This is a genomic window from Actinomyces sp. oral taxon 171 str. F0337, from assembly GCF_005696555.1.
Lineage (GTDB): Bacteria > Actinomycetota > Actinomycetes > Actinomycetales > Actinomycetaceae > Actinomyces > Actinomyces oris_E.
Map to the genome: position 1 here is coordinate 2988036 of NZ_CP040005.1, position 18402 is coordinate 3006437.

At 71.9% G+C, this 18402-nt stretch carries 13 protein-coding genes, 1 pseudogene and 1 riboswitch; of the genes and pseudogenes, 4 read left to right on the top strand and 10 right to left on the bottom strand.

Features of this window, described 5'->3' with window-relative positions:
• Positions 1–162: 162 nt before the first annotated feature.
• The 9 genes from FBF36_RS12755 to FBF36_RS12795 all read right to left on the bottom strand — a co-directional run bounded on the left by FBF36_RS12755 (position 163) and on the right by FBF36_RS12795 (position 12543).
• Positions 163–3207, bottom strand: coding sequence for a tetratricopeptide repeat protein (locus FBF36_RS12755; RefSeq protein ID WP_009395504.1), 3045 nt, complete (start codon positions 3205–3207; stop codon positions 163–165).
• 388 nt (positions 3208–3595) lie between these two features.
• A complete protein-coding gene (locus FBF36_RS12760; protein ID WP_009395499.1) occupies positions 3596–4426 on the bottom strand; it encodes a hypothetical protein in 831 nt (276 codons plus the stop codon).
• Positions 4426–4866: a YbjN domain-containing protein gene (locus tag FBF36_RS12765; RefSeq protein WP_009395496.1), complete on the bottom strand. Its 441-nt coding sequence runs from the start codon at positions 4864–4866 to the stop codon at positions 4426–4428. The genes FBF36_RS12760 and FBF36_RS12765 overlap by 1 nt, the downstream gene beginning before the upstream one ends.
• Positions 4867–4988: 122 nt before the next feature.
• The gene (locus FBF36_RS12770) at positions 4989–5480 is read right to left on the bottom strand and encodes a hypothetical protein (RefSeq protein WP_075376659.1); all 492 of its coding nucleotides are present in this window, start codon (positions 5478–5480) and stop codon (positions 4989–4991) included.
• A 163-nt stretch (positions 5481–5643) separates the two neighbouring features.
• Complete coding sequence (locus FBF36_RS12775; RefSeq protein ID WP_034492133.1) at positions 5644–6699, bottom strand: hypothetical protein; 1056 nt, start codon at positions 6697–6699, stop codon at positions 5644–5646.
• Between the two features lie 532 nt (positions 6700–7231).
• Positions 7232–8317 (bottom strand): ABC transporter ATP-binding protein, encoded by a 1086-nt coding sequence (locus FBF36_RS12780; RefSeq protein ID WP_138137698.1) that lies wholly within the window; start codon positions 8315–8317, stop codon positions 7232–7234.
• Positions 8314–10035, bottom strand: coding sequence for an ABC transporter permease (locus FBF36_RS12785; protein ID WP_412784067.1), 1722 nt, complete (start codon positions 10033–10035; stop codon positions 8314–8316). The genes FBF36_RS12780 and FBF36_RS12785 overlap by 4 nt, the downstream gene beginning before the upstream one ends.
• 227 nt (positions 10036–10262) lie before the next feature.
• Entirely contained in the window at positions 10263–11360 is a 1098-nt protein-coding gene (locus FBF36_RS12790; RefSeq protein WP_138137700.1) for a thiamine ABC transporter substrate binding subunit, read from the bottom strand.
• Positions 11361–11413: 53 nt separating this feature from the next.
• Positions 11414–11558, bottom strand: a riboswitch (TPP riboswitch).
• Positions 11559–11718: 160 nt separating this feature from the next.
• Positions 11719–12543: an NAD(P)H-binding protein gene (locus FBF36_RS12795; RefSeq protein WP_009393155.1), complete on the bottom strand. Its 825-nt coding sequence runs from the start codon at positions 12541–12543 to the stop codon at positions 11719–11721.
• A 111-nt stretch (positions 12544–12654) separates the two neighbouring features.
• Between FBF36_RS12795 and FBF36_RS12800 the strand changes: the two genes are divergently transcribed.
• The 4 genes from FBF36_RS12800 (at position 12655) to FBF36_RS12815 (ending at position 17904) form a co-directional block, all read left to right on the top strand.
• Positions 12655–13086: a winged helix-turn-helix transcriptional regulator gene (locus tag FBF36_RS12800; protein ID WP_034490771.1), complete on the top strand. Its 432-nt coding sequence runs from the start codon at positions 12655–12657 to the stop codon at positions 13084–13086.
• A 291-nt stretch (positions 13087–13377) separates the two neighbouring features.
• A complete protein-coding gene (locus tag FBF36_RS12805; RefSeq protein ID WP_009393158.1) occupies positions 13378–14445 on the top strand; it encodes a YdcF family protein in 1068 nt (355 codons plus the stop codon).
• Between the two features lie 140 nt (positions 14446–14585).
• Positions 14586–14903 (top strand): DUF4235 domain-containing protein, encoded by a 318-nt coding sequence (locus FBF36_RS12810; RefSeq protein ID WP_009393159.1) that lies wholly within the window; start codon positions 14586–14588, stop codon positions 14901–14903.
• A gap of 409 nt (positions 14904–15312) precedes the next feature.
• Complete coding sequence (locus tag FBF36_RS12815; RefSeq protein WP_138137702.1) at positions 15313–17904, top strand: (Fe-S)-binding protein; 2592 nt, start codon at positions 15313–15315, stop codon at positions 17902–17904.
• Between the two features lie 152 nt (positions 17905–18056).
• On the opposite strand, the pseudogene FBF36_RS12820 reads toward FBF36_RS12815, so the two are convergent.
• Positions 18057–18361, bottom strand: a pseudogene (locus tag FBF36_RS12820) (AAA family ATPase); the annotation flags it as partial.
• Positions 18362–18402: the final 41 nt, after the last annotated feature.

The following is an 18402-nucleotide window of genomic DNA, read 5'->3' on the forward strand; positions in this document are numbered from 1 at the left end:
TCTTGACTCAACGGGGGCATCCTGCGCGTTCGGGTGCAGGATTCCCGTCCCCGACAGCGTCGAACGCCCCCGCCCGGAACAACACGCCCGCGGCGGCGTCGAACGTCCCCGGCCACGGGCCAGGGAGGGGCTGCATCGCGGGCCGGGAACCGCGCCCCGGGATCAGCGCAACGTCTCCTCGATGGAGGCCACGAACTCCAGGGCGTCGTGACCGTCCCAGTGCGGCTCACCGAGCAGGTCGCGCACGCGCGCGCAGGCGGCCAGGGCCTCGTCGCGCTCACCGCGCTCGGCGTGCAGGCGGGCCAGCATGCACAGGGCACGCGAGGCCGAGTCGCGGTCCTCGGTGTCCATGTAGCCGTCGTAGGCGGACTCGCAGTGCTGGACGGCCTGCCAGTTCTGGCCGGTGCGCCACAGGATCCAGGCCATGTCGTCGTGCCAGTCGCCGATCTCCCAGGCTGAGGAGTAGCCCTCGGTGTCGGCCACGCCGGCGAAGGCCTGGCGGGCCTCCTCCATGATCTCGCGGGCCTCGTCGAGCCGCCCCCGGGCCATGGGCAGGGTGAGGTCGTCCACCAGCGCCCTGGCCGAGCGGCGCAGCGCCCGCCCCCGGTCCAGGCAGCCCTGGTCGGTGCGGGTGTCCTCCAGGTCGGCGGCCTGGCGGAACAGGGCGGCGGCGCGCACATTGTCCTTGAGGTTGGAGGCGGCCATCGCCGCGTGCGAGAGGTACTCCGCCGCCAGCGCCCGGCGCCCCTGGTCCTGCAGTATCCGGGCGGCGGCCAGCGAGTGCTCGGCGACGCTCTCCTCCTCGCCCATGGCCATGCCGGTCTGGGCCAGGAGCCGGTGCAGGTACAGGGCGATGCTCTCGGCCCCGGAGCGCTGGGCCAGGGACAGCGCGGACTCCAGGATCTCGGCGCTCTCCAGGTAGCGCTCGGAGGCCTCCAGCGCCGAGCCCAGGGACAGCAGGGAGGCCACGGCGTACAGGGTGATGCCGGCGGCCAGCATGATGTTGGCCTGCTCGCGGAACTGGGCGATGGCCTCGTCGAACTGGCCCACCTCCATCGAGGAGATGCCCAGCAGGCGCCGACCGCGGGCCGCCAGGACCGGGGAGACCTTCTCGTGGCGGCGCATGACCTCCTCGGCCAGGAGGCAGCCGTCGTAGACGTCACCGCACTCGGCCAGGACCTCGGCCCGGGCCATGTCGAGGATGTCGTCCATCCGCTCGGCGTGGCGGTCCTCGGGGACGGCGTCGGCGGCGCGGGCGACGACCTGGATCGCCCCGAGCGCCTCGTCCTTGGCGTGCAGGTCGGTGAGGACCGAGGCCCCCACGAGCAGGGCGTCGGCGGCCAGGACGAGGGAGTCGGTGCCCCCGGGGTCGAGCAGCTCGGTGGACACCAGGTCCTCGACCTGAGCCTCGATCTGCCCGATGAGGGAGGTGGCCCGCTGCAGGCGCCGGTCGCGCTCGGGATCCTGGGAGCGCTCGGCGATGGAGTCGGCGGTGATCTCGTTGTCGAGGTTGAGCAGGTCCACGTAGTGGGCGCCCAGCGGCCCGAAGGCCAGCTCGATGAGGGGGCGGATCCGCAGGCGCTCGGCGATGGCCTCGTCCATCTCGGTGCGGCAGGTCATGGCGGCGGCGCGCAGCAGTCCGGTGTGGTACTCCAGGCCTGGGATCTCCTCACCGATCGGGGGCAGCAGGTCGCGGGTGGCCACCTGGTCGACGACGTACCAGTAGTCCATCGTCGAGGAGCCGATGGTACGGCGGTGGTCGACGTAGCGGCGCACCGCCTCCTCCCCGTTGCGCACCGGTCGGGGCCGCACGAGGTCCACCAGGGGGAAGGGCTCGTCGCCCCCTTGGTGGCTGGTGGCGGTGCGTCCGGCACGGGCGCGTCGGCCCGCCGCCTCCTGGCTCGGCGACGTCGTGCGGAGGGCGTGCTCCTGGACCAGCCCGTTGTCGTCGGTCACGAGACCCAGGAGGGAGGCGACGTCGGGTGCGGCGCCGTCCTCGTCCACGGTCAGGCTCGTCTGGGCCGGCTCGGGCAGCTCCTCGGAGGGCTCCAGGAGGTCGACCTCCACGCCCAGCCCGTGGACCGCGCCGGGGGCGGCGTCGAAGGCGGCCCGAACCAGGGAGCGCTCGAGGTGGTCGGAGATGGTGGAGTTGCCGTTGCGCACGTCGAACTGCTGGGCCAGGCGCCGGGCCCAGCCGGTCATCTCGGCGTAGACGCGCGAGATGGTGGTGGAGGCCTCCAGACCCGGCAGCGGGTACCACAGGTCGGCGGACGGGACCTCGACGCCGAGGGCCTCCTCACCGCGGCCGGCCCGCTCCGCCTCGCGCAGCACCAGGCTCATGCCGCGCAGGGCCGACAGCAGCACGTAGGCGGACTCGGCCTGGGCCAGCCAGGACAGGTGACGGCGCAGGATCTCCAGGCCCCGGTCCACCCGCCCCACGAGGGCCAGGTACTCCAGGTGGTAGGCCAGGGAGATGAGGGCCTTGGGGCTGCGGCGGATCTCCCGGTAGGAGCGCAGGTGCGCCTCCCAGGCCGCCCGGGGCCGACCGGAGGCCAGCAGGGGCAGCAGCGCGAGGGACTGCGTGGTCTGGGGCTGCACGGAGCAGCTGACGGCGCCGGTCAGCACGGGCACGGCGGTGGCCACGGCCAGCTCCCAGGCCTCGGTGCGGTAGGCGAAGGCGACCTGGCGCATCGGGTCGCAGCCCTCGCAGTCGGCGTTCTCGTCGCGGTGGGTGGCCCGCCAGGCGGCCAGCTCCTCGGCGGCCTCCTCCTCGAGGCCCAGCAGGCCGGCGACCGAGGCGCGCTCGCCGTGAACGACGTGCATGGAGGCGCCCTCGGCGCGGTAGAACTCCTCGAGGCTGGCCTCGAGCTGGCGCACCTTGTCCTTGGAGACCTTGGGGTTGGCGCCGGCCACGGCCACCGCCCACTTGAAGTGCCAGTGCAGGGTGCGTACCTGGGCGCTGTCGAAGGCCTCGGAGTGGCGCTGGTAGCGGCCGAGGTTCCACGCGAAGGGCGACAGCGCCTTCCATGCCTCGTTGCCCTGCTGGTAGGCCTCGGTCAGGGCCAGCCGGGTGGCGATCCGCAGGTCCTCGTCGCCCAGTGCGTCCGCCCAGCTGACGGCCTCCGCGATGAGGGCCGAGGTCTGGGGGCCGTGACCGAGGGCATCGGCGTAGGCCAGACGCTCGAGGATGTCTTCGCGTGTGGTCATGGAGTCTGTCCTTCCGGGCGGAGCCTGACGTTGCACCGTCATGAGGCGAAGGCTTCCACCGTGTGCTGCAAGAACACACGGAATGCGATCCGCGCACCCCAGGGACGCCGTGGGAGGAGCGTCGTCCCGCACCGCTCACCGGTGAACGGTGGCATGGGCATATCGGGCTCCTTTCGTCCAGAGGGCGGTTGTCCGACGTCCAGTGTTACCGAACAGTTATAGAATCCGCTACTGCAACGGCCAGCGGCAACTCGGCCGCGGGGCATGTCTGAAGCCGGAGCAACGTCCGGACCGGCCGGCTCCAGGACCGGGCACCCCGACGGCGACTCCCACCACTCCAGTGTTTCCAGCGGGTGCCGCAGCGCCGGGTCCGCGAGACCCGCGCGTGCTAGGACACGAGCAGGGGCTTGGAGGTGTCGGTTGTCTCAACCCCGGTTCCGCCCTCCGTATCACCCGGGGCACCGGGGCCCGGCCCGTCGACGACGGCCGCCATCTCCACCGTCGCATCCGACATGTCAGCAGGCATGCCCTCGACCATCGCACCCGCAGGTGTCTGCGCGCTCTCGCGCACCGGCTCCCCTCCCGTCGCCGCGGCAGTACCGGTGTCACCGGTGGGCCGGATGGGCTGGGGCGCATCGGGCAGGGCGATGACGGTCGCCCCATCACCCTCACCGTCAGTCTCAGTCTCCGGCTCGCTCTCGGCCTGGGGCCCGGGTTCGACCTCGGTCTCAGCCTCCGGCCCGACGGCGGGCCACTCGTCGGCATCGGCATCTTCGGCCGCAAGAAGGCTGAGGACCTCGCGCAGGGCGCCGTCGATGCCCTCGAGGATGAAGTCCATGGTGCCGGCGAGCTGGGCGTCGTCGAGCCCGACCCCGATGTTGGTGAGAGCCTCGGCGCACAGGGCCAGGCCGGCGTCGTCGACCTCGGTGTAGAGGGCGGGGATGAGCCGGCCGCTGGAGACCTCCTGGGCCACGGCGCGCACCCGCGAGAGCGCCGCGGCTCCCGGGAGGGCGGCGGCGAGCCGGTGGTGGGCGCGCACGACGAGGATCCGGCGGTCGACCACCATGAGCACGTAGTCGAATCCGGACATCGAGGAGCGCACCACTCCCTCGGACAGGTCGATGTCGTAGCGGTGACCGCGCGTGGCCATCCAGGCGGCGAGCCGCCTGAGGGTCACGGTCGGGGTCACCGACCCCTCCGGCTGATTCCACCAGGCCATCAGTCCTCCTCCCAGGTGACGAGCTCGGGGAAGCGCTCCTCCACGGCGGAGAAGAAGGCGCGGGTCATGCCCAGACCCATGTCCATGAAGGCGTCGAGCTGGGCCTCGCTCATGCCCGCACCGACGTAGGCCACCATCTGGGTGCTCAGCAGGAGCAGGCGCGGGTCATGGGCGGGGGTGACGGCCAGGTCCGGGCCGTAGGTGGAGCGGTGCTGGGCGTCGATGAAGGCGCGCATCTCATCGAGGCGCTCGGCTTCCGGGCGTCCGCGCCACATGCCGGCCACGACGAGGGCGGCCTCCTCGTCGTGGAGGTAGACGCCGATGTCGCAGCCCGGGAAGCCCATGAAGACGGCGCCGTCCTCCTCGGGGCCGGCGGCGATACCGTGCCGGGACAGCCAGGTCTCCACCCTGTCCAGGGTCAGAGCCGGTTGCGCGCTCATGGGATCTCTCGCCTCCTTCCCGGTACGGGGCATGGTGCGGGTTCGGTGCGGATGGCGCCGCCTGGGGCGTGCGGCGCGACTGGTTGTCCGGCTCAGGGCCGGTGGTGGCACAGGACGAGCCGTCAGAACTCGATGTCGGAGGCGATGTCCGCGACCGTGTCGACCTGGCCGGCACCAACCTGTGCGCTGCGCACGCTACCCGCAGATGCCCCCCGGCCCCTAGTCGAGCCCGGGGCGCCGACGGCGTCGGGCCAGTTCCCCCTGGCCGATCCCGCAGGCCCGGCTGGTCCGGTGGGGCCTGCGGAGGCGGTGGGGCCACCAGGACCGTCCGGGAGTCGCCCCAGCGCCTGGTCCAGGGAGCGGCCCAGGACACTGGAGGCCGATTCGGCCAGGGTCAGGCACCGCGAGTCCATCTGCTCGGAGGTCTTGTAGCCGCGGCGGCCGGCGGCCGGGCCTCGTCGTCCTTTGCCGGTGCGGGCAATGGGCTCGTTGCGCCCCGCGCGGGTGCGCTGGGCAGCGCCGGAGGCGGCGGCGCCCGCTCGCCCGTCCGCCCTGGCAGCGGATGACCGGGAGGGGGAGGAGCTGTCTTGGGACTTCTTGCGGAAGCCGACCATGGTGGTCCTTTCGGGAATGGTGTCGAACGGCGTCGGGCCGTACGGGGAACGAAGATCTGACACATTGACGGGACGGCGAAGGAGTCACGCGGTGCGCCGTCGGACTCGGGCCGTCTCGGCACCGCCTGCGAGTCGGGCCGGGCGGATGGGGGGGGTAGGAACGCTAGCGGGGCACCTCGCAGGAGAGCTGGTCGGCGGTGTGGGCCTGCTGGCTCCACAGCTCCTCGGTGAAGGTGTTGTCCAGGATGGAGCGGGCCAGGGGCTCGTCGGGGCGCATGATGTCGCGCACCGTCTGGAGGATGAGCTGGCGGCGGTCGTCGAGGCCCTCCTGGCCCAGGATCTGGGCCGAGCGGCCCAGGGCGCCCATGAAGTTGACGTACTCCATGGCGTGGTACTGGGGGGAGACCTCGTCGGGGCGCAGCTGGTGGGTGCGGGTCTCCAGAGCGTTGCGCACGTCGCGGCGCAGGGCCTCCTGGCCGCCCTCGGAGCGCACGTAGAAGGGCAGCAGACGGTTCATCATGAGGTGGTGGGCGATGGCGTAGTCGACGAAGTAGAAGAAGGCCAGGCCCACTCCCTCCTCGGCGGACTGCTCGGACTCGGACTTCTGCCACTCGGCGTAGCAGGTGGTCTTAGCAACCTCCTTGGCCCAGGTGGGTGCGGCCACCATGGCCGGGGTGGGCTGGAAGGCCACGCGCGACTTGCAGCGCGGGCAGGTGATGAACACCGGCATGTGGTAGAGCTCGGGCAGCGGCACCGGGTCGCCGCACTTGTCGCAGGTGAAGGAGAACTGTGCCTGGCGCCAGTCGGTCATGGCCCGGTTCCACTCCTCGCGGGCCTGCTCGGCACGGCCGGGGGCGAAGACCTCCTCGATGATGTTGCGCAGTCGCACCTCGAAGCTGCCCACGAGGTTGGCCGCGTCCTGGAGGCGGGCGGAGAGCTGGCGGTCCTCCTCGATGGACAGGTCGGCGTCGATGTCCAGGAAGGGGGCGAAGTGCTTGGCGAAGACCCGCTGGGCCTTAGTGTGCAGGAACATGATCTGGGCCTCGACCTCCGAGCGGAAGGCTGAGACGGAGGCCGGGTCGGTGATCTGCATCTCCATCGCGGTGCGGGCCGAGCTGACGCCGAACTCCCGGGCGCGAGCCTCCAACCGGTCCAGGTAGGTGCTCAGGCGCTGAGTGAGTGCCTGAAGCCGCCGGTAGTAGCGGACGTAGGCGGACATGTCAGGCTCCTTGCGGTGGAGGATCGGGATTATCACTGAGGAAGGCGCCGATTGCCGAGGCTGTGGACACGCGACCTCGGGGTCGGCGACAACGCCGACGCGTGAGCCCGGCGCAGAGGCACCCACGACTGCCAGCACTGTGGATGCTACTCAACTGGAGACTTCAACTGCGACCTGTTCGTGATCTTCTGACGGCGCAGCGCCCGGCATTCGGACGCGGTTCCCCCTTGCCATTCCTCCGTCAACGACGGCTTCTCCTCCGCCCACAACGGCGATGCCACACAGGAGAAAAGTCCCGGTAGGAACCGCACCGGGGCGGGCCCGGAAACATCAGCAGGTGACAAGGATCACGGTGTCGCTGCGGACACAATTGGCCTGGTCATGACCTACCTCGAGATCTTTCCGTGACCCACAGGTGGCCCAACACCCTTCAACCGTGCGGTCGCAGGGTAGGCCGCGCGTTCGTGCCCTCTACCCCTCGAACGTGCGACATAAGGTACGACCACGACGACGAGGCTCCCGCCCCGCTGTCTTACAGGTGGGCGGTGCGGGCGAGGTCGAGGCTCAGGGTGACGTGCGCACCGGGAGTGTGGGGGCGCTGGGTCAGGGCGGTGGCACGGGCCGACTCACGCGCAGCCGCAGCATCGGTGCCGACACCGGCCTTCCCGGCCGGCCCAGCCGGCTCGGCGAGCTGGTCGGGGTCGAGCTCGACCTCGACCTCCCACTGGCCGCGGCGCAGTCGCGAGGCCAGCACGGTGGCCGGCAGGGTCTCCGGTGTCGCAGGCATCTCCGTCTGCGCGGACCCGCCCCGCAGCTCCGGCTCCCCCACGGCCTCTTCCACGACGCGCAGCGCGCCGGGGGCGAGAGCGAGCTCGCCGACGACGTCGAAGCCCAGGAACCGCGCCACCTTGCTGCTTCCGGGGTCGGCCCACAGGCGCTGGGGGGTGTCCAGGCGCAGAAGGCGACCGGCCTCCATGACGCCGACCCGGTCACCCACGGTCATGGCCTCGTCCTGGTCGTGGGTGACGTAGAGCGCCGTGGTGCCGCCCTGACGCAGGATGGTGCGCACGTCGGTGGCCAGCTGCTCGCGCAGGGCCCGGTCCAGGGCGGACAGGGGCTCGTCGAGCAGCAGGAGCCTCGGCGCCGGGGCCAGCGCCCGGGCCAGCGCCACCCGCTGGGCCTGCCCGCCGGACAGGGTCGTCACGCGCCGCCGCTCGAAGCCGGGCAGGCCGACGAGCTCGAGCATCTCGCGCACCCGTTCACTGCGCTGGGCACGCGGCAGGCCGGTGAGCCCGTAGGCGATGTTGCTGCCGACGTCGCGGTGCTCGAAGAGCTGGCCGTCCTGGAACATGAGGCCGAAGCCGCGCTTGTGGACGGGCACGCGCACCATGCTCCGCCCGCCCCAGGCGACCTCGCCGGCGGCCACGTCCTCCAGGCCGGCCACCGCCCGCAGCAGGGAGGACTTGCCCGAGCCCGAGGCCCCCAGGAGGGCGACGACCTCGCCGGCGGCCACCTCCAGGTCGACGCCGTCGACGGCGCGCAGGTCCCCGTAGGTCACCGCGAGCCCGCGCACCGACAGGCCCGCAGAAGCGCTGGTGTCACTGGTAGTCGGGCTCATGGCCGCTCGCCTCCGTCCGTCCTGGGCCCGCGAGCCCGGGCCGTCTCGTTATTCTCGCCTGTGGTACCCGCCGAGTACCGGCCGGTCTCCGCGGAGGCTGCGCGCTGCGGGGCCGGCTGATGCGCCGACGCCCTGCCCGACCTCGACGTCGCACCCGCGCGCCCGCCCCGCCCGGGGCCGAGCCGGGTCTGGAGCCACTCGCAGCCGAGCATGACGGCGGCGCTGCCCACCGCCAGGACCACGCCCCCGGCCAGCGCCATCCCCTGGTTCTGGGAGCCGGGGCTGCCGATGAGCCGGTAGACGACCACCGGCAGCGTCGGCTCCTGGGGGCGGGCCAGGAACGACGTCGCCCCGAACTCACCCAGCGACGTCGCCAGGGCGAAGCCGGCCGCCAGCCCGCCGGCGCGCAGCAGCTGGGGCCCGTCCACGGTCAGCAGCACCCGGCCGGGTCCCGCCCCCAGGGCGGCGGCCGCCTCGCGCTGGCGCGGGTCGATGGCGCGCAGCGCCGGCAGCAGGGTGCGCACCACGAGCGGCACGGCCACGACGGCCTGCGCCAGCGGCAGGATCCACCAGGAGCGGGTCAGCGCCAGCGGCGGGCGCGCCAGGGTGATGAGGAAGCCGAAGCCGACCGTCACGGCGGAGACGCCCAGCGGCAGCATGAAGGCGGCGTCGAGCCCGGTGATGACCCGGGCCAGCGCCCGGCCGCGGGGTCGGCGCGAGACGACCAGGCACACGGCCACCCCCAGGGTCAGGGCGATGGCCGCGGCCGCCACGGCCACGGCCACAGAGTTAGCGGCCGCCTCCCACACGGTCACGAGCAGGGCGCTGCGCCCGCCGGTCGTGCCCAGGTCGGTGTAGTTGGCCAGCGTCCAGGCGCCGTCGCGCTGTAGGGAGCGCGCCACCAGCACCGCCATCGGCGCCACCAGCAGCCCCCCGACCGTGACCGCGGTGACCGCGAGCGCGGGGGCGTCGGCGGCGCGCAGCCGTGGGGCGGGCACCTCGGTGCGCAGGCGCAGGCGCGTCTGGGTGACGGCGCGCGCACGCTCGGCCACCCACAGGGCCAGGGCGATGACGCCGAGCTGGACGACGGACAGGACGGCGGCGCCCCGCAGGTCGAGGTACTGGGTGGTCAGCCGGTAGATCTCGGTCTCGATGGTGCCGATCCCCACCCCGCCGAGCACGAGCACCACCCCGTAGGCGGTGGCGCAGAACAGGAAGGTCAGGGAGGCCGCTGAGGCGATGGCGGGGGCCAGGGCGGGCAGGGTGACGGTGGCGAAGGCCCGCATCGGCGAGGCCCCCAGCGCCCGGGCGGCCTCCACGGCGCGCGGGTCGAGCCGCGACCACATGGTGCCCACGGTGCGCACCACGAGCCCGTAGTTGAAGAAGGCCAGCGCGGCGACCACCGCGGTCAGGGTCCCGTCCAGGCCCAGGGCCTCCAGGGGACCGCCGCGGGTGACCAGGGCGTGGAAGGCGACGCCGACGACGACGCTGGGCAGCACGAAGGGCACGGTCACCACCCCGCGCAGCAGGTCGCGTCCGGGGAAGGCGCGCCGGTAGAGGACGAGGGCCCCGGGGATGCCGAGGGCCACGCACACGGCGGTGCCGAGTACCGCCTGGGTGAGGGTCTGCGTGAGGATCCGCCAGGTGCGCTCGCGGGCCAGGACCTCTCCGAAGCCGCTCAGGTCCAGGGCGCCGTCGGGGGCGAGGCCGCGGCCCATGAGCGTGGCCACGGGCCAGGCGAAGAAGACCGCCAGGAAGGCCAGCGGGCCGACGACGGCCAGGGTCCAGCCGGCGCGCTCGCCCCAGCCGGGCCGGGGGCCGCCTGCGCGTCGAGCAGCGGCGTCGGCCCCGGCCGGCAGTCCGGCCGCCCCCGGCACCGGTGCCGGAGAGGCTTCGGCGTCGGGCCGCGCAGCGGCGTCGGCGGCGGTCTTCTCGCCCGGCGTGCTCACTTGCCGACGGCCTCGGTCCAGGTGTTCAGCCACTCCTCGCGGTGGGTGGTGATCTCCTTGGGGTCGACCTTCACCGGCGACTTCGACAGCTGCCCGAACTTGGTGAGGGTCTCGGGCAGGGCGGCGTCGGGCAGGACCGGGTACATGTACATCTGGCCGGGGATGTCCTCCTGGACGGCCTTGGAGAGCATCCACTCCACGAAGGCCTTACCGCCCTCGGGGTTGGCGGCGCCCTTGAGGACCCCGGCGTACTCGACCTGGCGGAAGGCCGTGTCCAGCAGGGCGGAGGTGGAGCTGGAGCTCTTGTCCTTGGAGACCGTGAAGGAGGGCGAGGAGGCGTAGGAGACGACGATGGGATAGGTGCCCTTGCCGCTGCCGGAGAAGTCGGTCTCGTAGGCGGCGCTCCAGTCCTCGGCGATCCGGGCGCCGTTGGCGACGAGCTGCTTCCAGTAGTCGGCGAAGGAGCCGGCGCCGAAGTGGCCGATGGTGGCCAGCAGCCAGGCCATGCCGGGCGAGGAGTTCGTGGGGTTGATGGCCACGAGCAGGCCCTTGCACTCGGGCTTGGTGAGGTCCTCGAAGGTGGCCGGGGGCGTCAGGCCCTTACCGGTGAAGTAGCCGGTGTCGATGTTGAGGCAGACATCGCCGACGTCGATGGGCGCCAGGGCCGGGGTGTCGGCGACGACATAGCTCTCGGCGCCCTTGGGCAGGCTGACGGTGGCGGAGGTGTCGATGACGCCCTGGTCGAGGGCGCGGGTGGCGTAGGTGTTGTCGATGCCGAAGACGGCGTCGCCCAGGGGGGTGTCCTTGGTCAGGACGAGCTTGTTGACCAGAGCACCGGCGTCCCCGGATGTGGCGATCTTGAGGGTGTAGCCGGTCTCGGAGGTGAAGGCCTTCTGCAGGTCCTCCGAGACGTGGAAGGAGTCGTGGGTGACGACGGTGACGGTCTTGGAGTCGGCCTTGGAGGCACTCTTCTTGCTCTTGCCGCAGGCGGCCAGGCTCAGGCCGACGGCGCCGGCGGCGGTTCCGGCAAGAACGGCGCGGCGGCTGAGGGCCGGGCGGGCCCGGCCGGGGCGGCGGGTGGACTGGATGCTCATGTGTGCCTCCTGGATGGTTCTCCGGAGGGCCCGGACGCCGTCTGCGGCGCGCCGGGGAGATGGTCTCGACTTCCTTCGCCGGTACTAACCGGAGCAGGTTCGAGGGTCTGCGGGTGTCCGCACTCTCAGCGCCGTCGGTGTCGGCCCGTCGGCCAGTGGTGGCCGGACCGACGACGGGGCGCTCCCCTGTCGTTGCAGGTCAACTGTAGTTCGAGGGCGCCCGTCGACACCAACTCCGGTGCCCCGCACCACGAAACCCATCACCCTGGCGCACCACTCTCCTGCGTCACCCTCCCGCACGGGACCGGCAGCCGGCAACCTCCGGAGCCGTCCCATTGGGACCCACCGACCTTACGTCTTATGACGCTGGAGCTTGGTTGGCCATGACCTCGGCCGCGACGGAGAGCGGATCCGTGGGCTCCCGGCCCAGCAGGTAGGGGAGGTCATCACCCGTTCTGGCCAGGAACCCGTGCCGGATGACACTGGAGATCGAGAGCATCAGGGACTGGCGGAAGGCCTGCATCCCATTCTCGGCGAGCAGCTGCCGGTACTCGCCCAGGCCGATGTTTCTCGCCTCGCAGCCCAGGCGGCCTACGACGTCGGCGGCGGAAACTGCACGGCTTCCCACCAGCTCGTAGACTCTCTCCTTGTGCCCGCCTGGGTCGCTGAGGACCGAGGCGGCCGCGCGGGCCAGGTCTCGTCGTGCCACCGCGGCGATGGCCCCGTCACCCAGCGGCGACACGATTCTCAGCGCTTCTCCTTGCTTCTCCCACGACAGCGGGGCCGCGAGAATCTCGGCGTAGACGCCGTTGCGCAGAATGGTCCATGTCATGCCGCTGGCCATGATGATTCGCTCAGTGACTCGGTGCGGCAGAGCCATCGACAGGTGGTCTCCCGCGCCAGTGAGGCTCGTGTAGGCGAGGTGAGAGACGCCGTCGCGCGCCGCGACCTCAACAGCGACGCGGTTGAAGGCGATCTGCCGGTCGTCCTCCTGCGCCCCGGCGGACACCAGCAGCAGGGTGTTGACGCCGGTGAAGTCCAGGCTGTCCGGGGCGCTGAAGTCAACATGCCGTTGCCCCGCCGACGGCGTGCGGCTGCCACCCACCGCCGGAATACCGCGAGCGCGCAGCTCCGCCAGGACGGCCGAGGAGAACCGTCCGCTCGCACCGGTCACCATGATCATGAGTAGTCTCCTTCAGACTCAACCGCACTGAGGAAGCCGCCTCCCGCGGCCACCGAACCTTCTGCGCATGAGCCTGAGGCATCGTGCACGCACCTACAAGGAGGCAGTTTCTTGTCACCGACGCACAGCGATGTGACCACCGGCGATCCCGATCCGGTGCCTCTGGAGCGCTGCACCCGGGCGCACCGCGAGGATCCCGGCATCCGGGCGGTCCACGACCGACTGGGAGACAAGTGGTCCCTGCTGGTCATCGCGGAGCTGACGCACGGTCCGCTGCGTTTCCGGCAGCTGCAGCGCGCCGTCGGCGGAGTCTCGCAGCGCATGCTCACCCTGACGGTGCGGCGTCTGGAGCGCGACGGGCTGGTGCGCCGCACGGTCTACCCCACGGTTCCCGCCCAGGTCGACTACCGGCTCACCGAGATGGGGGCGAGCCTGACGCATCTACTGAGAGCCCTGGCCGACTGGTCGCTGGCGCACCGGAAGGACATCGCTCAGGCCCAGACCGATTACGACCGCGCCCACGCGGGCAGGCCCATACGTTAGATCGAGGCGCGAGCCTCCCGCACGGGCGGGTACCCCGACCTCACGCTAGGGAGGAGCCGGGGCGCGTGCCGTCGTCCGAAGGGTGGAGGGCCGCCTCCCACGGATCGTCCCAACAACGCCCACACTCATCCTCAGCCGCCTCCTAACTTGATCGCATGAGCGCAAGGCGGCACCAGCCGGCCCCGGTTCTATGATGAGCTCCGGCTCGTCAACCCCCGCCGTCCCGCGCAATGCCAGGAAGAGCTCTCCTCCTCGGCGACCAAGCCCCCTGCCCTACGAGAGGAGCCCCCCATGAGCACCCCCTGGTTCCTCCCCGCTCCGCTGATCGATATCACCGCGCTGGCGCTGTGGTGGGGGCTCCTCAGGCTCTCGCGGCGCCGCGACGACCGCCGGCTGCGCAACGGGGTTCTGTTCCTGCTCCTGGTCGGCTCGGCGGCAAGAGCACTGCTCCACCTCGCCTCCCTCATCCCCGCCCTCAAGGTCCCGGTGGGACTGGGCAGCGTCGCCTTCTTCCTGCTCATCGCCCTCATGCCGTTCCTACTCATGTTCAACGGCGTTGTCCTCATCCGCCGCGAAGGGCAGCGGATGAGCAACCTGCTGTGTCTGGCGGCCGGCCTGGGGCTCATCGCCACGCCGATGGCCGCGGTCACCCTCGTGGCCACCGGCAACCCCTGGGCCCTCCTGGTCGCCGCGCTCATGTTCTGCGCCTGCGCCTACCTGGGCGCCTTCCTCCTCATCTTCCTGGGTCAGACGGTGGTGCAACGGATCTGGGGCGGACGCCGGACCGTGCCGCACCCCGACGTCGTCGTGGTCCATGGTGCCGGGCTCATCAACGGGAAGGTCGGGCCGCTGCTGGGCTCGCGGATCGCCGGCGGCATCGACGCCTGGCGCGAGGAGGAGGCCCTCCGCCCAGGCGCACCACTGCTGGTCATGAGCGGCGGGCAGGGCGTCGATGAGCCGGTCAGCGAGGCGCGCGCCATGGCCGACTACGCGATCGCCCGCGGCATCCCGCCCAAGCGGATCCTCCTGGAGGACCGTTCGACGACGACCCGCACGAACATCTCCTGCACCCGTGACCTCCTGGCTGAGCGCGGCATGGTCGACCCGCAGGTGCTGCTGGTGACGAGCTCCTTCCACGCGGTGCGCACCGCGATCCTCGCCTCCGACATGGGGGTGCCGTGGGCGGTGGCGCCAGCGCGCACGGCCTGGTTCTACATCGTCAACGCCTGGCTGCGCGAGTACGTCGCCGTCCTGACCTACCGGCGGCGCCCCGCCCTCATCTGCGCCAGCATCGCCGGAGTCTTCGCCGCGCTGTACGCGCTGCTGGCCCTCGGCGCGCAGAGAGGGCTCATCGGCTGAAAGGCGCCACGCGGGCGGACACTGGCTGCGCCGTCGGCCCAGGTGCGGCATGATCGGGGCGGAACGGGCCGACACCATCGGTCCGCCGCCAGCACGCAGGTACCCACGACGCCGCCCGGCCCGGGCGCAAGGAGGACTCAATGAGCGCACAGGACCCCGCCCAGATCGACCAGACCACCGACTTCATGTGGAAGGCGACCGCGGCCGTGGCCACGCTCGCCTCCGGGTTCGTGGCCGAGAAGGTCGTGGCGCTCGGCTGGCGGGCGATCTCCGGCCGGCCGGCCCCACGCGAGGAGGACCAGCTCCTCAACTACAAGCTGGCCGAGATCGTCACCTTCGCCATCATCTCCGGGGCCACCGTCACCCTGGTGCGTGAGCTCGGACTGCGCCAGGCCGCCAAGTGGTACAGCGCCCGCCGCCCCGACTCCCCCTACGCGCAGCGCGCCATCAGCAGCTGAGGACTCCGTCAGTGCCGGCCCCATTGCGGGGTCGGCAAACTTTTTTTGCGGTCCCGTGTCACGATTGGCGACTTTTCCCGCCCGAGCACCGTTCGCGAGGGGCCTCCACACACTCGACACCACAGTATCTTCGCAGGTCAAAGTCAGTTTTCGAGGTTCCTGTCGAGCTCACGGCCGTCGGCCGCGCCTCGAAAAGTCGCCAATCGTGACACTTTCTCCTCCGTCGCGCCTCAGCCCCCAGGTCTGACACCTCCCACCTCACCCGCCCGGTCACGGCTCCCGGCCCGCCCCCGGGTAGGCTGACGGGGAGCGCCAACGGTGTGCCGCGCAGGCGACCCTCCGGGGCGCCACCGGCCCACCTCCCAGCGCTTCCGCCTTTGCCTTCGGAGACCTGAGGAAGCCCACCCCGATGAGTGCCGTGCAGATCGTCTGTGTCGTCATCGTCGTCATCGCCACGACGATCGGTATCGCAGTTTTCGCACGTGCCTGTTTCACTATTGGCGCCCGCATGGCCGTGGGGCGCGCGGCCGCGCCGGAGCGTCTGCGCCCGGTCGGTCGGCGCCTGGTGCTCACGCTGGGTGCGCTCGTGGGCCACACCGCCTTCAAGGGCCGCCCCTTCATCAAGGCCGCCCACTGGCTGGTCATGGTCTCCTTTCCGCTGCTGTTCCTCACGCTCGTGGCCGGCTACGGGCAGGTGCTGGGCGGGGCCGACTTCGCGCTGCCGCTCATCGGGCACGCCGCCTGGTGGGCCTGGGTCGTCGAGCTCATCGCCTGGCTGTCCGCTTTCGGGATCGTGGGTCTGACGATCCTGCGCTGGCGCATGACCCGGGCCGGCCGGGCCGCCCCGCCCTACGCCCCGGACTCCGACGGCGGCAAGCATCCGCGCACCTCACGCTTCGCCGGGTCGACGTCGGCCCAGGCGAAGTTCGTCGAGGCCACGATCATCGGCGTGGTCGCCTGCGTGCTGGCGCTGCGGATGCTGGAGCACGCTTTCCTCACCGCCTCCCCCGACCCGGCGCAGCGGGCCCTGGCCTCCTGGACGCACTTCCCGCTGACGGCCTGGACCGGTCCGCTTCTCGCCCACGTGAGCACCGACGCCCTGGGTAACGCGATCCTCATCGTCGCCACCATCAAGGTGGTGCTGTCGATGACCTGGTTCGTCGTCGTGGGCCTGCAGCCCTCGATGGGCGTGGCCTGGCACCGGTTCCTGGCGATCCTCAACGTCTACGCGCGCCGCGAGGTGGACGGTTCCAAGGCCCTGGGCGCGCTCCAGCCGCTCATGGTCGGCGACGAGCCCCTGACCGAGGCCACCATGGACGCGCTGGAGGAGGCCATGGAGGCCGCCGACTCCGGTGAGGGCCCCGAGGTGCGCCTGGGCGTGGGCCGCATTGAGGACTTCACCTGGAAGGGCCTGCTGGACTTCTCCACCTGCACCGAGTGCGGTCGCTGCCAGGACCTGTGCCCGGCGTGGAACACCGGCAAGCCCCTGTCCCCCAAGCTGTTCGTCATGGCGCTGCGCGACCACCACGCCGCGGCCACCCCCTACCTGCGGGCCGCGAGCGCCCTGGGCGTCGAGCCCGACGACGTCACCGAGGAGATGGTGGCCTCCCGCCCGACCTCCGGCGGGCTGGTCGGCAAGGCGCTGGGCATGCACGACGGCCTGGCGCGCGAGACGAACCTGGGCCTGGAGCCGGGCACCGCCCACACCGGCGACGTGCTCGGCGCGCTGCTGGCGGCCAAGGCGGCCCCCACCGAGACGGGCGTGGCCACGCGCCCCGCTCCCCTGGCCGGCGAGGTCATCCCCGCCGACGTCCTGTGGGCCTGCACCACCTGCGGGGCCTGCGTGGACCAGTGCCCGGTGGACATCGAGCACGTCGACCACGTCGTCGACGTGCGCCGCCAGCAGGTGCTCATGGAGTCGGCCTTCCCCAAGGAGCTCGGCGGCATGTTCCGCAAGATGGAGTCCAAGGGGAACCCGTGGGGGCTGCCGGCTCGCAAGCGCATGGACTGGGCCAAGAACCTGGACTTCGAGGTGCCGGTCATCGGCGACGACGTTGAGAGCGCCGCGGACGTCGACTACCTGTTCTGGGTGGGTTGCGCGGGCGCCTACGAGGACCGGGCCAAGAAGACGACGCGGGCGGTGGCCGAGCTGCTGCACACCGCGGGGGTGAGCTTCGCGGTCCTCGGCGACGCCGAGACCTGCACCGGCGACCCGGCCCGGCGCGCCGGCAACGAGATCCTCTACCAGATGCTCGCCGCGCAGAACGTGGAGACCCTGGGTGAGGTCGGGGCGCAGAGGATCGTGGTGACCTGCGCGCACTGCTTCAACACGATCTCGCGGGAGTACCCGCAGATCGGGGGCCGCTACGAGGTCGTCCACTACACCCAGCTGCTGAACCGGCTCGTGCGCGAGGGGCGGCTGCGCCCCCTGCCGCCGCAGGCCACGGGCGGTTCGACGGTGTCCGACGCCCCGTCCGCCTCCGCCGCCCAGGCCACGTCGACACCCGCCTCCGGGGAGGACGGCGACTCACCGGCTGGGGACACTCCGACAGAGAGCACGGAGACCACTGCACCTCAGGCCAAGACCCCGGCGGCGCCGTCGGGCGGGGAGGCAGACGGCACGGCAGCCGGAGAGCCGGTCATCCCGACGGTCACCTACCACGACGCCTGCTACCTGGGCCGCCACAACCAGGTCTACTCCCCACCGCGCGAGCTGCTGGAGGCGACCGGCGCGACCACGGTGGAGATGCCGCGCAGCCACGAGCGGGGCTTCTGCTGCGGGGGCGGCGGCGCGCGCGCCTTCATGGAGGAGACCATCGGGACGCGCATCGCCGTGGAGCGCTCGCGCGAGGCCATCGGCACCGGCGCGCAGGTCATCGCCACCGCCTGCCCCTTCTGCACCACGATGCTCTCCGACGGCGTCGCCTCCGAGGGCGCGGACGTGCGGGTCACGGACGTGGCCACCCTCATGCTGGAGGCCGTGCGCCGCGGCGGGGAGTAGGCGTATCCGCCCGCCACCCCGCCGGGAGGTCGGCGCTTGCGCGCCCGCAGGCCCTCCCAGTGCGCCAGACGCTCACGGATACGGCGCTCGTGACCGTTGACGGTGGGCTCGTAGAGGGGCTGTCGCTCAACGCCGTCGGGCAGGTAGTCCGCGCCGGAGAAGGTCGCCGAGACCTGCTCGAAGACCAGGCCGGTGCGGTCGGCCAGGAGCCGGGCGACCGTCGTCTTACCGCAGCCCGGCGGACCCCACAGAATGATCGAGGACAGGCGGCCGGAGGCGACCATGCGGCCCAGCGGGGCGTCGAGGGCGAGCAGATGGTCCTGGCCGACGACGTCGTCAAGCGTCCGCGGACGCAGCCGGCCGGCCAGCGGGCGGGGTCGTCGACGAGGCCGGAGCCATCGGGACCGGCGGCATCGAGCAACGAGGGCGAGTCCGGTTCGGGCGCGTAACGAGCCATGCCCCGAGCGTAGGACCTGGCGGTGACATCAAGACCGGCTG

Coding starts and splice junctions, on each gene's coding strand:
- FBF36_RS12755 (WP_009395504.1), bottom strand. CDS start 3,207: ATGACCACACGCGAAGACATCCTCGAGCGTCTGGCCTACGCCGATGCC.
- FBF36_RS12760 (WP_009395499.1), bottom strand. CDS start 4,426: ATGGCCTGGTGGAATCAGCCGGAGGGGTCGGTGACCCCGACCGTGACC.
- FBF36_RS12765 (WP_009395496.1), bottom strand. CDS start 4,866: ATGAGCGCGCAACCGGCTCTGACCCTGGACAGGGTGGAGACCTGGCTG.
- FBF36_RS12770 (WP_075376659.1), bottom strand. CDS start 5,480: ATGGTCGGCTTCCGCAAGAAGTCCCAAGACAGCTCCTCCCCCTCCCGG.
- FBF36_RS12775 (WP_034492133.1), bottom strand. CDS start 6,699: ATGTCCGCCTACGTCCGCTACTACCGGCGGCTTCAGGCACTCACTCAG.
- FBF36_RS12780 (WP_138137698.1), bottom strand. CDS start 8,317: ATGAGCCCGACTACCAGTGACACCAGCGCTTCTGCGGGCCTGTCGGTG.
- FBF36_RS12785 (WP_412784067.1), bottom strand. CDS start 10,035: ATGGGCCGCGGCCTCGCCCCCGACGGCGCCCTGGACCTGAGCGGCTTC.
- FBF36_RS12790 (WP_138137700.1), bottom strand. CDS start 11,360: ATGAGCATCCAGTCCACCCGCCGCCCCGGCCGGGCCCGCCCGGCCCTC.
- FBF36_RS12795 (WP_009393155.1), bottom strand. CDS start 12,543: ATGATCATGGTGACCGGTGCGAGCGGACGGTTCTCCTCGGCCGTCCTG.
- FBF36_RS12805 (WP_009393158.1), top strand. CDS start 13,378: ATGAGCACCCCCTGGTTCCTCCCCGCTCCGCTGATCGATATCACCGCG.
- FBF36_RS12810 (WP_009393159.1), top strand. CDS start 14,586: ATGAGCGCACAGGACCCCGCCCAGATCGACCAGACCACCGACTTCATG.
- FBF36_RS12815 (WP_138137702.1), top strand. CDS start 15,313: ATGAGTGCCGTGCAGATCGTCTGTGTCGTCATCGTCGTCATCGCCACG.